At 64.5% G+C, this 13517-nt stretch carries 14 protein-coding genes; 7 read left to right on the top strand and 7 right to left on the bottom strand.

The annotated features are described in order from the left end of the window. Positions 1-8: 8 nt before the first annotated feature. Positions 9-647, bottom strand: coding sequence for a carbonate dehydratase (can, locus tag ACLD02_RS02630; RefSeq protein ID WP_203103744.1), 639 nt, complete (start codon positions 645-647; stop codon positions 9-11). A gap of 105 nt (positions 648-752) precedes the next feature. After that, the gene (gene moaA, locus ACLD02_RS02625) at positions 753-1748 is read right to left on the bottom strand and encodes a GTP 3',8-cyclase MoaA (protein WP_203103746.1); all 996 of its coding nucleotides are present in this window, start codon (positions 1746-1748) and stop codon (positions 753-755) included. A gap of 162 nt (positions 1749-1910) precedes the next feature. Here moaA and ACLD02_RS02620 point away from each other — a divergent pair, with 162 nt between their 5' ends. After that, positions 1911-2399 carry a peptidylprolyl isomerase gene (locus tag ACLD02_RS02620; RefSeq protein WP_203103748.1) on the top strand — a complete coding sequence of 163 codons (489 nt, stop codon included), beginning with the start codon at positions 1911-1913 and terminating at the stop codon, positions 2397-2399. A gap of 96 nt (positions 2400-2495) precedes the next feature. Here the strand turns inward: ACLD02_RS02620 and ACLD02_RS02615 are convergent, their stop codons facing one another. Genes ACLD02_RS02615 through ACLD02_RS02595 form a run of 5 tightly spaced genes read right to left on the bottom strand, consistent with a single transcriptional unit; the run spans position 2496 to position 7331 of the window. Further along, entirely contained in the window at positions 2496-3908 is a 1413-nt protein-coding gene (locus ACLD02_RS02615; RefSeq protein WP_410297856.1) for an FAD-dependent oxidoreductase, read from the bottom strand. A gap of 3 nt (positions 3909-3911) precedes the next feature. Beyond that, entirely contained in the window at positions 3912-4841 is a 930-nt protein-coding gene (locus ACLD02_RS02610) for a polysaccharide deacetylase family protein (protein ID WP_203103749.1), read from the bottom strand. Continuing rightward, complete coding sequence (locus ACLD02_RS02605; RefSeq protein WP_410297855.1) at positions 4838-5782, bottom strand: polysaccharide deacetylase family protein; 945 nt, start codon at positions 5780-5782, stop codon at positions 4838-4840. The genes ACLD02_RS02610 and ACLD02_RS02605 overlap by 4 nt, the downstream gene beginning before the upstream one ends. Next, positions 5779-6447: an isochorismatase family protein gene (locus tag ACLD02_RS02600; protein ID WP_410297854.1), complete on the bottom strand. Its 669-nt coding sequence runs from the start codon at positions 6445-6447 to the stop codon at positions 5779-5781. The genes ACLD02_RS02605 and ACLD02_RS02600 overlap by 4 nt, the downstream gene beginning before the upstream one ends. A gap of 11 nt (positions 6448-6458) precedes the next feature. Next, positions 6459-7331: an oxaloacetate decarboxylase gene (locus tag ACLD02_RS02595; protein ID WP_410297853.1), complete on the bottom strand. Its 873-nt coding sequence runs from the start codon at positions 7329-7331 to the stop codon at positions 6459-6461. 198 nt (positions 7332-7529) lie between these two features. Between ACLD02_RS02595 and ACLD02_RS02590 the strand changes: the two genes are divergently transcribed. From ACLD02_RS02590 to ACLD02_RS02565, 6 genes are all read left to right on the top strand, one after another. Continuing rightward, the gene (locus tag ACLD02_RS02590; RefSeq protein ID WP_410297852.1) at positions 7530-8336 is read left to right on the top strand and encodes a GntR family transcriptional regulator; all 807 of its coding nucleotides are present in this window, start codon (positions 7530-7532) and stop codon (positions 8334-8336) included. A 143-nt stretch (positions 8337-8479) separates the two neighbouring features. Further along, positions 8480-9883, top strand: a complete 1404-nt coding sequence (gene leuC, locus ACLD02_RS02585; protein WP_410297851.1) for a 3-isopropylmalate dehydratase large subunit — start codon at positions 8480-8482, stop codon at positions 9881-9883. Positions 9884-9887: 4 nt separating this feature from the next. Further along, on the top strand, positions 9888-10493 hold the full coding sequence (gene leuD, locus ACLD02_RS02580) for a 3-isopropylmalate dehydratase small subunit (protein ID WP_410297850.1): 606 nt from the start codon (positions 9888-9890) through the stop codon (positions 10491-10493). Between the two features lie 26 nt (positions 10494-10519). Next, positions 10520-11545, top strand: coding sequence for a TRAP transporter substrate-binding protein DctP (gene dctP / locus ACLD02_RS02575; RefSeq protein WP_203103763.1), 1026 nt, complete (start codon positions 10520-10522; stop codon positions 11543-11545). Positions 11546-11575: 30 nt separating this feature from the next. Further along, the gene (locus ACLD02_RS02570; RefSeq protein ID WP_410297849.1) at positions 11576-12079 is read left to right on the top strand and encodes a TRAP transporter small permease; all 504 of its coding nucleotides are present in this window, start codon (positions 11576-11578) and stop codon (positions 12077-12079) included. 1 nt (position 12080) lies between these two features. After that, entirely contained in the window at positions 12081-13394 is a 1314-nt protein-coding gene (locus tag ACLD02_RS02565) for a TRAP transporter large permease subunit (protein ID WP_203103767.1), read from the top strand. Positions 13395-13517 lie beyond the last annotated feature (123 nt).

Genomic DNA, 13517 nt, shown 5'->3' with positions numbered 1-13517 from the left:
AGAGCGGGTCAGTCCTGATAGCTTTCCGCTTCCAGGTCGCGCAGTTCCTGATTGGTCTGCACGCCCAGGTCCAGGTCGCTGAGCTTGCCGTTGGCGATGGAGTAGATCCAGCCGTGAATGCTGAGCGGCTGTCCACGGCGCCAGGCTTCCTGGACCACGGTGGTGTTGGCCACGTTGATCACCTGGCGGGCCACGTTCAGTTCGCACAGGCGATCCAGGCGGGCGCTGTCGTTCGGCAGTTCCGCGAGAGCCCTGCGGTTACGCAGGTAGAGTTCACGGACCTGGCGCAGCCAGTTGTCGATCAGCCCGTGGGGCTGATCGTCCATGGCGGCATTCACGCCGCCGCAGCCGTAATGGCCGACGACCATGATGTGCTCCACCTTTAGCACGTCCACGGCGAACTGCAGCACGGACAGCAGATTGAGGTCGGTGTGGTTGACCAGGTTGGCCACGTTACGGTGCACGAACAGCTCGCCGGGCAGCAGCCCGACGATCTGGTTGGCGGGCACCCGGGAATCGGCGCAACCGATCCACAGGAAGCGCGGGCTCTGCTGGTTTTCCAGGGTTTTGAAGAAGCCGGGGTTATCCAGCTCGATGTCGCGGCGCCACTCTTCGTTCTTTTGAAACAGTTCAGGCAGGGTTTTCACGAATCAGCTCCCATTCGGAATCGACCCATGATGCCGAAATGGCAGCGGGCTGCAACGTGAAAAGTCTTTCAAAGTTTGGCGGCGGCGCCCCAGCCGGCCGGCGGTTCAGCCGCCGGTCATGTTCATGAAGCGCACCAGCTGCTCGCCCTCGGCCAGATTGAACTCGTGGCGCTCGGGCTTGATCTCCATGCCCCGGTGCAGGGCATCGATCAACGGCTGGTCGTCGTCCGGGTGGGCACGCAGGATGCCGCGCAGGTCCAGGCTGTGTTCATGGCCCAGGCACAACAGCAGGCGCCCCTCGGCGGTGACCCGCACCCGGTTGCAGGCGTGGCAGAAGTTATTGGAGTGCGGCGAGATGAAACCGACCCGGCTACCCGGGTGGCCCTCGGCGCGCCAATAGCGCGACGGACCGGCGGTACCGGCGGCCAGGGGCACCAGCGGGTAGCGCTCACCGATCAGTTCGCGCAGTTCCGCGGAGGACACGAAGGCTTCCTGGCGGCTGTGCTCGCCGATCTGGCCAAGCGGCATTTCCTCGATGAAGGCGATGTCCAGGCCCCGCTCCAGGGCGAAGCCCACCAGGTCGCTCACTTCATCCTCGTTGCGGCCCCGCATCACCACGCTGTTCAACCGGATGCGCTGGAAGCCCGCCTCGCGGGCCGCTTCGATGCCCTCCAGTACGTCCTCGAGGCGGCCGGTGCGGGTCAGCTCCCGGAAGCGGTCCGGGCGCAGGGAGTCGAGGCTGATGTTGACCCGGGTGACGCCGGCGTCGCGCAGTTCTCCGGCATAGCGGCCCAGCCGCGCGCCGTTGGTGGTCAGGTTGAGCTCCTCCAGCCCGGGCAGGGCGCCCAGCTCCCGGGCCAGCCAGGTCAGGTTGCGGCGCACCAGAGGTTCGCCGCCGGTGAGACGGATGCGGCGCACGCCCTGGGCCACCAGCACGCGGCCCAGCCGCGCCATCTCCTCCAGGGTGAGCACCCGGGCACGGGGCACGAAGGTCATGTCCTCCGCCATGCAGTACACACAGCGGAAATCACAGCGGTCGGTCACCGACAGCCGTACGTAATCAATGATGCGTCCAAAACGGTCTTCGAGCATGGCTGCCATGATGCCAGAAAGCGCGGCGGAGCACGCCCCCCGAATGATGGTCATTTCGAGCCAGCCACCGGCGGCGGTTGGTCAGCCCCTTGGCGGGACTGTTACCATAGATGATCACGGCGTTTCGCGCCGGCATTCATCCGCCATACATTCAACCCCAAAGGGGCATCCATGCAAATCGCAGACAACAAGGTAGTGGCCTTCCACTACACTCTGACCAACGAAGCCGGCCAGACCATCGATTCCTCCCGTCAGCGGGAAGAACCGCTGAACTACCTGCACGGCCACGGCAACATCATTCCGGGCCTGGAGAAAGCGCTGGTGGGCAAGGAAGCCGGCGATAAGCTGGAAGTGAAGGTGGCCCCGGAAGAAGGCTATGGCGAGCGCCATGAAGGCCTGATCCAGCAGGTTCCCGCCTCCGCCTTCGAAGGCGCCGGCGGCGAGCTGCAGCCGGGCATGCAGTTCCAGGCCCAGACCGAGGCCGGCCCGCGTATCTTCACCATCACCGCCGTGGAGGGTGATGAAGTGACCGTGGACGGCAACCACCCGCTGGCCGGTGAGACCCTGAACTTCGACGTGGAAGTCACCGAGGTTCGCGAGGCCACCGACGAAGAGAAGGAACACGGTCACGTGCACGGCCCGGACGGCCACGAGCACTGATCGCCCGGCGCCACCGGGAACATCGCTGGCCCGCGCCGGCGTCGTTCCTGGCGAGCCGGAAACGAAAGAAGGCCCCAAACGGGGCCTTTTTTCGTTTCAGCCGTGGCTCGCGCCGGCCAGCTCAGCCGCCGTATCGCCGGCCAGGGCCCCCATCACCACGGCGCTGAGCAGGCCGTTGCCCGACATATAGCCGTCGTCGCCGGCACCGGATACGCCCCGCGCGGCGCCACCGGCGGCGAGCAGATTGGGAAACGGACGCCCGCCGGTATCCAGCACCCGCCCGCGGGTGTCGATCTCCAGCCCGCCCTGGGTGTGGAACAGCGCCCCGGTAACGCGGATCGCGTAATAAGGTGGCGTCAGCCGGTGCACCGGCTCGAAGCGCCGGCCGAAACGATCCGGCTCACCGTCCCCGGCGCGGGCGCTCATCTCCGCGAAGGTCCCGCACAGCGCCGCCAGCGGCAGCCCCAGCCCTTCGGACAACGCCTCCAGGCTGTCGAAGGTGCGCACCGCGCCGGTGTCCCGGGCGTTGCGGTAGTCCTCGAAAGCCAATGCCTGCTCGTGAATACGGCCATCGTACAGGTTGAAAGCCACGCCTTCGGGCTGGGCGATCACGCGGGCGGCCTGCTCCGAGTAACCGCCGTGCTCGTTGGAGAACCGTTCACCGAGCCGGTTCACCTGCACGCCGCCCTGCATCATCAGCGCCCAGGAAATCAGCGTCTGATGGGGCCAGGCCAGGGAACCATGCCCTTGATAGGCGCCCATGTCCTTGAGGCTGGCGCCCAGGACCTCGCCCCAGCGCACCGCTTCGCCCTGGTTGCTCTCGTGGCCAAAATAGAGCGCGTCCTTCATGGAAGGGATATAGCGCTCGATCAGATCCGGGTTGCCGCCGAAACCATTGCAGGCCAGCACCAGGGTGTCGCATCCGAGACGCTCCTCGGCGCCGTCCGGACGGAGGTAGGTGAGGCCGCGCACGCGGTTACCGTCGTCCACGTGCAGAGTGGTGACGCGGGCCTGGGTGAGCACGTCCAGCTCCGCCGCCCGGGCCGCGTTGAGCAGGCAGGCCATCAGTTCTTCCCCGGTACGGCGCGGTGTGCAGTGCATGCGCAGGCGGCTGTGTCCCGGGTACAGAAAGCCCTGGACCAGCTCGAAGGGCACGCCGTGCTGGTCCGCCAGCCACTCGATCACGGCACCGGATCGCGATGCCAGGGTGGCGACGATGTCCGGGTCCGCCTGGCCGTGGTTCTTGCCCTGGATGTCGGCGGCCATGATGTCGGCGCTGTCCTCCACCCCGGCCTGGCGCTGAAAGCGGGTATCGGCGGCGGGCACGAAGCCGGAGGACATGAAGGTGCTGCCCCGGGGCTCCGCGTCCCGTTCCAACACCACCACGTCCAGGCCCCGGGCCTTGGCGGCAAGGCCCGCCACCAGGCCGCAGGCGCCGGCACCGATCACCACCACCGGCAGGCTGAGATCAAAGCCGATGTGGCCGCCGTCCGTTTTCAGGGTAACCACGGCTCAGGCCTTCGATTGCGCATTGAAGACGTCCAGAATCTCGCCGGCGGTGGCCTGCCAGACCTCCGGGCGCCCCATCAGGTCCGCCAGTACCGCCTCCAGGCAGGCGATGCGGTGCGGCTGGCCGATCATCCAGGGGTGCAGACTCAGGCCCAGCATGCGCCCGCCCTGCTGGCGCGCTTCCTCGATCAGGAAATCCGCCGCGTCCTTGACCTGTTCCACCCAGGCATCCTCGGAGTGCAGGTTCTGGCCGATCACGAACTGGTCCTCGATTTCGGTGGACAGCGGCATCATGGTGAGCGGGCCATGCCCGGTCCTGAACCGGTACGGCATGTCGTCGTTGACCCAGTCGGCGCAGTAATCCACGCCGTGCTCGGCGAGCAGGTCCGGCGTGTGCCAGCTCTGGTTGCGCGCCGGGCTGAGCCAGCCGCGCACCGGGCGCCCGGCCAGTTGGTTGAGGGTGTCCAGGGAGCGCTTCACCAGCTCACGTTCTTGCTCCGGGTCCTGACCACCGTAATGGAGATGATCCATGTTCCAGCCGTGACACAGCAGCTCGGTGTCGCGTTCCACCAGGCGTTGAATCAGGTAGGGCGTATCCCGGGCCAACTGGCTGTTGATCGCCACCGTGGGGCGCACGTCATGGCGGTCGAAGGCTTTCAGGCAACGGTACACGCCCACCCGGTTGCCGTAGTCGCGCAAGGTGAAATGACGCAGATCCGGGTATGGCATCTTCATGCCGTTGGGGACCGGGAAGGGTTCGCCGCGCTGGTTGAGCGGGTAGAACTCCAGCGACAGGTTGACCCACACCGCCAGTCGTTTGCCTTCCGGCCAGTTGATCGCCGGGCGGTCGGCGAGCATGGACCAGTCATAGCGTTCGTGGTCGTAGCCATGGCGGCGCCATGGGTAGTCGAAATAGGCGTCGTCCAGGCTCATCGCGCGCCTCCTTTGCGTTTCTCGATGTCCGCCACGGCGGTGTCGTAATGGTGGGCCAGGTAGTGCTCGGCGACCTCCCGGCCGGTGGTGACCCAGACGTCATCGTGACCGGTGATGTATTCCAGGGCTTCTTCCAGCGCCTTGATGCGGTGCGGACAGCTCACCTGGTAGTTGTGGGTGGGAATGCACATCACCGTGCCGGACTCGGCGCCTTCTTCGTAGAGCCGGTCGAAGTGACGCTTGAGCATGGTGGCGTAATGGCGCGGCTCCACCTTGTTGACGGCGTAGACGATGGTGTCGTTCATCTCCAGGGAGTACGGCACCGAAATAAAGCGCTTGCCGTTGCGCACCGACACCGGCGTGGGCTGGTCGTCGTGGAACAGATCGCAGGTGTAGAAGCCGCCCTCGTCACCGAACAACTCGCTGCCCACCTCGGCGAACAGGTCCAGGGTGCGCTCGGAATGGGACAACGCCGGCGCCAGATAGCCGGCGCACTTCTGGCCGGTGTGGCGATGGATGGATTCCATGGCATCACGGATCATGGCCCGTTCCTGGGCCTCGCTCATGCCATAGGTGTAGCGGGTGTTGTAGATGCCGTGGCTGAACAGCTCCCAATCCCGCTCCCGGCACATATCAATGATCTCCGGGTGATGCTCGCACAGCGCCACGGACAGGGACACCGAGCCGCGAATGCCGTACTTGTCGAGCAACGCCATCTGCCGGCGGTGGCCCACCCGGTTGCCGTAATCGCGGATGCTGTATCCGGGCACCGCCGGGCTCGGCTGCGGCCAGGCCTTGCGGTGCGGGTTGGCCGGCGGGTCCAGTTCGTAGAACTCAATATTGGGGGCCACCCAGAACGCCACCCGGGCGCCGTTGGGCCACTCCAGCCTGGGGCGGTCCTCGTAGGGCCAGTAATCGTAAACGCCGAGACTTTCCTTCATGCGATTTCACCGTCCAGCCAGGCCAGCACGTCGGCCACGTTCATCACGTCGGCGTACTTGAGATGCAGGTCGGTGAGGTTGGCGTAGTGGTAGCTCTCGTGCTTATCCGCCACGCACTCCTGGGGCACGATGGTGCGATAGCCCCGCGACAGGCTTTCCACCGCCGTGGCGCGGATGCAGCCGGAAGTGGAGCCGCCGGTGATGATCACGGTGTCCACCTGGTGCCATACCAGCAGCGACTGCAGCGGCGTCTCGAAAAACGCCGACGGCATGCGCTTGGTATAGATCACGTCGCGGTCATGATCGATGTGGACGCGCTCATCGAAGACGGCGCGGTCGGAGCCGTACTTGATGTTCTGCAGCGAGTCCGGAGTGTCGGTGCGGGTGCCCCAGACGCCGGCGTCCTCGGCGGACTCCAGGAAGGCCACATGGGTCCAGACCACCGGCCAGCCCAGCGCGCGGAAGCGTTCGGCCAGCGCGTTGACGTACTCGAGCTGGCGCGGGTCGGTTTCGTAGGCCGTCTTGTAGAGGTCGGTGCGGGTGTACGCTTTTTGCGGGTCCACGTTCACCAGCACGGCCTTTTTGCCAAACCCGAAGGGTACCCGCTGCGGGTTGGCGATGACGTCCTGGAAAATCTGCTTGGCTGTTTTGTCGGTGGTGATCATGATCTCTCCGCCTAGTTTTCGTATTGCTTGCCCTGGGCCAGAAGCCGTTCCGTGCCGAGGAATTCGTTGAGTTGTTTGAAGTCGAGCATGTGGTCGCGGAAGTTGTCGGTGGTACCGTCACTCTTCAGCGTGCCGAAGAACCGATTGGCCATGAAGGTGAAGGCGCGTACCAGAGCGCCCGGGAAAATCACCATGGAAAAACCCAGGGCCTGCAGCGAGGCGGCATCCTGGATCGGCGTGTCGCCGCCTTCGACCATGTTCGCCATTACCGGCACCCGTCCCTTGAAACGGCCCAGGATGGCGTCGATGTCGTCGGCCCCGCGCAAGCCTTCCACGAACAGCAGGTCGATGCCCGCCTCCCGGTAGGCCTCGGCCCGTTCCAGGGCCGCCTCCAGGCCGTCCACGGCCAGCGCGTCGGTGCGGCCCACGATCAGGGTGCGCTCGTCGCGACGGACGTCCACCGCCGCCTTGATCTTGCCCACCATCTCGCCCTTGGGCACCAGGCTCTTGCCACGCAGGTGCCCGCAGCGCTTGGGATAGGTCTGGTCTTCAAGCTGAATCGCATTGGCGCCCGCCGCCTCCATCAGGCGCACGGTGCGGCCCACGTTCATGGCATTGCCGAAGCCGGTATCGGCGTCCACCACGATGGACACCTCGGAGCGCTCGCGAATGTGCGCCAGGGTGTCGACCACCTCGGTGAAGCTGGTCAGGCCGATATCCGGGCGGCCCAGCTTGGTATAGGCGATGCTGGCGCCGGACAGATACACGGTACCGAAGCCGGTCTGCTCGGCGATCGACGCGCTCAGCGCATCGTATACGCCAGGCGCCACCACGATATCATCCTGAAGAAGCTGCTCCTTGAAATTACTACCTGCTTGGCTCATCGGTCCTCTCATTACTGACATTACTGGTCCTCGGGGTGGTGCCAAAGCGGGCGACGGACTAAACAGCCATCCGTAACTGGCCTACAATGCGCGCAGCACCAAACATCAAAATGACTTATATATAATACATTTATATGTTTAAAGACGAACGGCGTCAAGCCATGGCCCGCCCCTACCCGACGCCCGTGGGAAGCTCACATGAATGACAACAACCCTCTCCACACCGCCGTCAGCGGCACCAAATCGCACAATCTGTTCCTGCTGTTGCGCGACGCCATTCTGAGCCGGCGGCTGAGCCCCGGTGACAAGCTGCCCGGCGAACTCAAGCTGGCCGAGCAGTACAAGGTGTCCCGGGTCACCGTGCGGCGCGCCATGGACGCGCTGCGCCAGGCCGGGCTGATCGCGCGGCGCCCCGGGGTCGGTACGGTGGTGCTGGAGCAGCCGCTGGAGGCCACGGTGATGACCGCCAGCGTGTCCAACCTGCTGCCCAACATGTTGAAGATGAGCCAGTCGTCCAAGGTGCGGCTGCTGGAGTTCAGCTATGTGACGCCGGAAGCGCCGATCCGCCAGCGCCTGAAGCTGGAGGATGGCGAGAAAACCCAACGTTCGGTGCGGGTGCGGCAAGTGGAGGACCGGCCGTTTTCCTATCTGACCACCCATGTGCCGGCCAGCATCGCCCACCATTACAGCGAATCCGACCTGGCCCATACGCCGCTGTTCGTGCTGCTCGAACAAAGCGGCGTGACCATCGATCACGCCACCCAGACGATTTCCGCCACCCTGGCCACCCAGCCCGAAGCGGAGGCCCTGGAAGTGGCGGTGGGCTCGCCCCTGCTGGCCCTGACCCGGGTGGTCTACGACCAGAACGGCAAGGGCGTGGAGCATCTGGACGCTCTCTACCGGCCGGACCGCTACCGCTTCCAGATCGACCTGAACCGTACCGGCGACGAAGACTCCCGTTATTGGGAACCGTTGGCCGGCGGCAACCCGGAAGGGGGGCTGTGATTCCGGTTTGACATGCCCGTGGGGGGCGTCTATCTTTGCTTTATCTGTAGTACATTTAATACATATATCAGATACAGATAAATACATCCTCGGGGCGGGCCCGCGGTTCCGGCCCCCTAGGCGCATACCCCATAGGCACGGCCGTGACACAACTACCGAGAACCCTGTTCGATAAGATCTGGGACGCCCACGAAATCCTGCGTAACGAGAGCGGGCAGAGCCTGCTCTGGATCGACCGGCATTTCGTCCACGAGGGCTCCTTCCACGCCTTCAACAAGCTCAATGATCGCGGCCTCAAGGTCGCCCATCCGGAACGCACCACCGGCATCGCCGACCATTACGTACCTACCCGGGGCCGCTCCATCAAGGTGGTTACCGACAAGGTACGTTCGGTGATCGAGCAGCTTGAGCACAACACCCGCGCGCACGGCGTATCGCTGTTTGGCCTGGACGATCCGCGCCAGGGCATCGTCCATGTGGTGGGCCCGGAGCAGGGCATCACCCAACCCGGCCTGGTGATGGTCTGCGGCGACAGCCACACCTCCACTCACGGTGCCCTGGGCGCCCTGGCGTTCGGCATTGGCGCCTCGGAAGTGGCCCACGTGCTGGCTACCCAGACACTCTGGCAGACCAAACCCAAGCGCCTGCGCATCAAGGTGGAAGGCCGGCTGCGGCCCGGTGTCGGCGCCAAGGACATCGCTCTGGCCTGGATTTCCCGGCTCGGCGCCGATGGCGCCCGGGGCTACGCCATCGAGTACGCTGGCGAGGTGATCCGCGACCTGAGCGTGGAAGCCCGCCTGACCCTGTGCAACCTTTCCATCGAAGGCGGCGGTCGCTGCGGCATGATCGCGCCGGACGAAAAAACCCTGGCCTACCTGAAGAGTCGCCCCCTGGCACCCGGCGGCAAGGACTGGGAGCGGGCGGTGGAATACTGGCGCACCCTCAACACCGACGAGGGCGCCCGTTTCGACCGGGAAATCACCCTGCGTGGCGAGGAGATCGCGCCACAGGTCACCTGGGGCGTATCGCCCGAGGAAGCCCTGCCCATCGACGCCCGCGTGCCGGACCCGGCCTTGGCGTCTTCCCAGGCGGAGGCGGCGCGCATCCGCGACAGCCTCGACTACATGGGCCTGATCCCCGGCCAGCCTCTCACCGAGGTGACCGTGGACTCGGTATTTATCGGTTCCTGCACCAACGCCCGTATCGAGGATCTGCGCGCCGCCGCCGAAGTACTCAAGGGCCAGCGCTGCAAGGTGCCGGGCATCGTTTCACCGGGCTCGACCCTGGTGAAACGGCAGGCGGAGGAAGAAGGCCTCGACCGGATTTTCACCGAAGCCGGCCTGGAATGGCGCGAATCCGGTTGTTCCATGTGCGTGGGTATGAACGGTGATCAGGTCGCCAGCGGCGAACGCTGCGCCTCCACCACCAACCGTAATTTCAAAGGCCGCCAGGGCCCCGGCGCGCGTACCCATCTGATGTCGCCGGCGATGGTGGCGGCGGCGGCGCTGACCGGCCATCTCACCGACCTCCGCGAGTTGACGAGGTAATCCCATGACGCCTTTCACCGAACTCTCCGCGCTCGCTTGCCCGCTGCCCCTGGAAAACGTGGACACCGACCGCCTGATCCCGGCGCGCTTCATGAAGGAATCCCGGGACAAGGGCTATGGCCGTTTCCTGTTGCACGACATGCGCTTCGACGAGGACGGCACGGCCACCGATTTCGTTCTCAATCACCCCCGCGCCAAGGGCAGCGAGATCCTCGTTGCCCGCCGCAATTTCGGCGCTGGCTCATCCCGGGAGGCGGCGGTCTACGCGCTGGTGGACTACGGTTTCCGTTGCGTGATCGCCCCCAGCTTCGGCGACATCTTTTCATCCAATTCGGTGAACAACGGCCTGCTACCGGCGGTGGTGTCCGAACAGGACGCGGAAAGACTGCTTGCCTTGCTCGATGAAGGGCCCGATGAAATCCACGTAGATCTGGAGCGACAACGTATTACCGCTTTCGGCGAGTCGTTTCCGTTCGAGATCGACGCCACCTGGAAGATCAAGCTGCTCAATGGCTGGGACGACATCGACCTGACCCGGGCCCGCCACGATGAAATCGAGGCGTTCCGGAACGCCTACACCGCCGCCCATCCCTGGACGCGGCCTGAATAGCAAGAACACCAAGAAACGAGGTTTCCATGAACAGATATTCGCGCATGGCCGTCGCCGGCCTTGCTCTGCTCTGGGCGTACGCCGCCCATGCCCAGGAGCAGGTGATCACCGCGCTGCACGCCTTTCCGCCATCGCTGATTTACACGCAGAGCTTCCTGGAGTTCGTCGACGACGTGAACCGGGAAGGGGAAGGGGTGATCCGCATCAACGTGCTCGGCGGCCCCGAGGTGATCGGCTTGTCCCAACAACCCTACGCGGTACGCAACGGCGTGGTGGACATGGCCTACACCGCCGCCAGTTTCTACGCCGGGACCCTCCCCGAGCGGGACGCCCTGATCTCCTCCAACAGCAACGCCATCCATGCCCGTCAAAGCGGCGGCATCGAGCTGCTCAATCGCATCCACCAGCGCAAGATGGGGGTCTACTACCTGGGCTGGTTCGACAGCGGCATCAAGTACAACCTCTACACCATCAATAAGCCGGCGGTGGACGACAACGGCGATCTGGCGCTACCCGGTCTGCGTCTGCGCAGCAATCCGGTGTACGACGCCTTCTTTACCGACTACCTCAAAGCCCAGCCGATCAGCCTGCCCACCACCGACGTTTACTCCGCCCTGGAACGCTCCGTGGTCAACGCCACCGGCTGGACCCAGATCGGCATGAGTGATCTGGGCTGGGACAAGTTCCTTCGTTACCGCATCGACCCGGCGTTCTACTCCACGGACATGGGCGTGATCGTCAACCTGGAAAGCTGGAACAAGCTCAGCACGGAAGCCCGGACCATCCTGCAGCGAGTGGCCATCGAGCATGAGCGCGACAGCGCCCTGCGGTTCGCCAAGGCGGCGCGCCAACAACAGAAGGAACTGGAACAGAACGGCATGACGCCGTTCGTGCTCCAGGGCGAAGCCGCCCGGAACTATCTGGACGCCGCCCGTGAAGCCTCCTGGCGGCGCATGAAGCGCTATATGAAGCATCAGCCCGGGGGGCTGAGCCATTACCAGGAGTTGATCGACAAGTTCAACGAGCCGTCCGTTGAACCATCCGACCAATAACCCGAACCAATAACCCGAATAAGTGCCGCTATGTCTTCCCTGACCCGTATCTATAACCGGCTGATCGACGCCATGGCGTTCATCGCCGCCACCCTGCTGGTGTGGCTGATGGTGGCCATCGTGCTGTCCGTGGTGATCCGCAACCTGGGCGTGCAATCACCGGCCTGGCTGTTTTCGTCCACCGAATATTCCATGTTCTACCTGACCCTGCTTGGCGCGCCCTGGCTGGTGCGTGAAAAAGGGCACGTCTACATCGAGATCGTCATCAATCAACTGCCAGAGACCGTCCAGCGACTGCTCAGCCGGCTGGTGATGGTGATCTGCGCGGTGATCTGCTTCGTGCTGGCGGTCAAGGGCACCGAGCTGGTGGCCACCAACATCGACCGCGTGGACTACGACGTGCGCACCTACTACTTCCCGATGTGGATGCTGACCATCACCTACCCGATCAGCTTCTCTCTGATGGGCCTGGAGTTCCTGCGCTTCGTGTTCTCCCGCGATACCTATCACGGCAACCAGACGGAGGCGCTCTGACATGGACTGGCATCTCGCTCTGCTGTTTCTGCTTTCCTCCGTTCTGATTCTGATGTTCATCGGCGTGCCGGTGGCGATCGCCTTCATCGGCGCCAACCTGATCGGCGCCTGGGTATTCATGCGCGGCGATGCCGGCCTGATCCAGTTGCTGAACAACGGCTTCGGTGCCCTGTCCAGCTTCAGCCTGGTGCCGATTCCGCTGTTCCTGCTGATGGGGGAGCTGTTCTTCCGCACCGGGCTGGGCATGCGCATGTTCAACGCCATCGACCACCTGATGGGCCGGGTGCCCGGGCGCCTGTCCTACGTAACCGTGGTGGGCGGCACCGCCTTCTCCACCCTGAGCGGTTCCTCCATGGGGTCCACCGCCCTGCTCGGCTCCCTGCTGGTGCCGGAAATGGAGCGTCGTGGCTACAAGAAATACATGTCCATCGGGCCGATCCTCGGCACTGGCGGCCTGGCCATCATCATTCCGCCGTCGGCGATCGCGGTGCTGCTCGCCACCCTGGCCAAGATCGACATCGGCGACGTGCTGATCGGCGGCGTCCTGCCCGGCGTACTGCTGGCTTCGCTGTACATGGCGACCATCTGGCTGAAGACCCGCCTCAAGCCGGATTCGGCGCCGGCCTACGACGTGCCCGCCCTTCCTCTGGGAGAAAAACTGAAAACCCTGGGTCGGGACATCCTGCCCATGCTCAGCATCATCGTCATGATCATCGTGATGATGCTCACCGGCTTCGCCACGCCGTCGGAATCAGCCGCCTTCGGCGCCCTGGGCGTGATCGTGCTGGCGCTGGTGTTCCGCAGCATGTCCTGGGAGGCGTTCAAACTGTCGGTGACCGGCGCCCTCAAGGTCACGCTGATGGCCTATCTGATCGTGTTCGGTTCGGCCACCTTCAGCCAGTTACTGGCGTTCTCAGGCGCTTCCCATGGCCTGATCCAGTGGGCCACCCACTTCGATTTGCACCCGTTGCTGATGCTCGGCGCCATGTTGCTGGTACTGCTGGTACTGGGCACCTTCATGGAGGCGATCTCAATCATGATGATCACGGTGCCGTTCTTCTTCCCCCTGGCGCAAACCCTGGGCTTCGACCCGGTATGGTTCTCCGTGGTCACCCTGATCGCCCTGGAAATCGGCTTCTCCACGCCCCCCCTGGGGCTGAACCTGTTCGTGATGAAGGGCGTGGCACCGGCCGGCACCAGCATGCGCGAAATCTATCTGTCGGCGATCCCCTACATTCTGTGCTCGCTGTTGCTGCTCGCCCTGCTGACCACCTTCCCCGCCATCGTCACCTGGCTCCCATCCCTGTCGGGCTAAACGCCCGACGCTGGTCAACGGCGGCCGCTCCCGCGGAGATCGTTCCCTTCAGGGAACTTCGTAGGGGCGGCTTCAGCCGCGATCATCCACGCCCGCTATCGCGGCTGAAGCCGCTCCTACGGA

Source organism: Alloalcanivorax sp. C16-2, assembly GCF_046507615.1.
Lineage (GTDB): Bacteria > Pseudomonadota > Gammaproteobacteria > Pseudomonadales > Alcanivoracaceae > Alloalcanivorax > Alloalcanivorax marinus_A.
The sequence above is the reverse complement of the archived record's forward strand: the minus strand, read 5'-3'. Positions and strand labels throughout refer to the sequence as shown.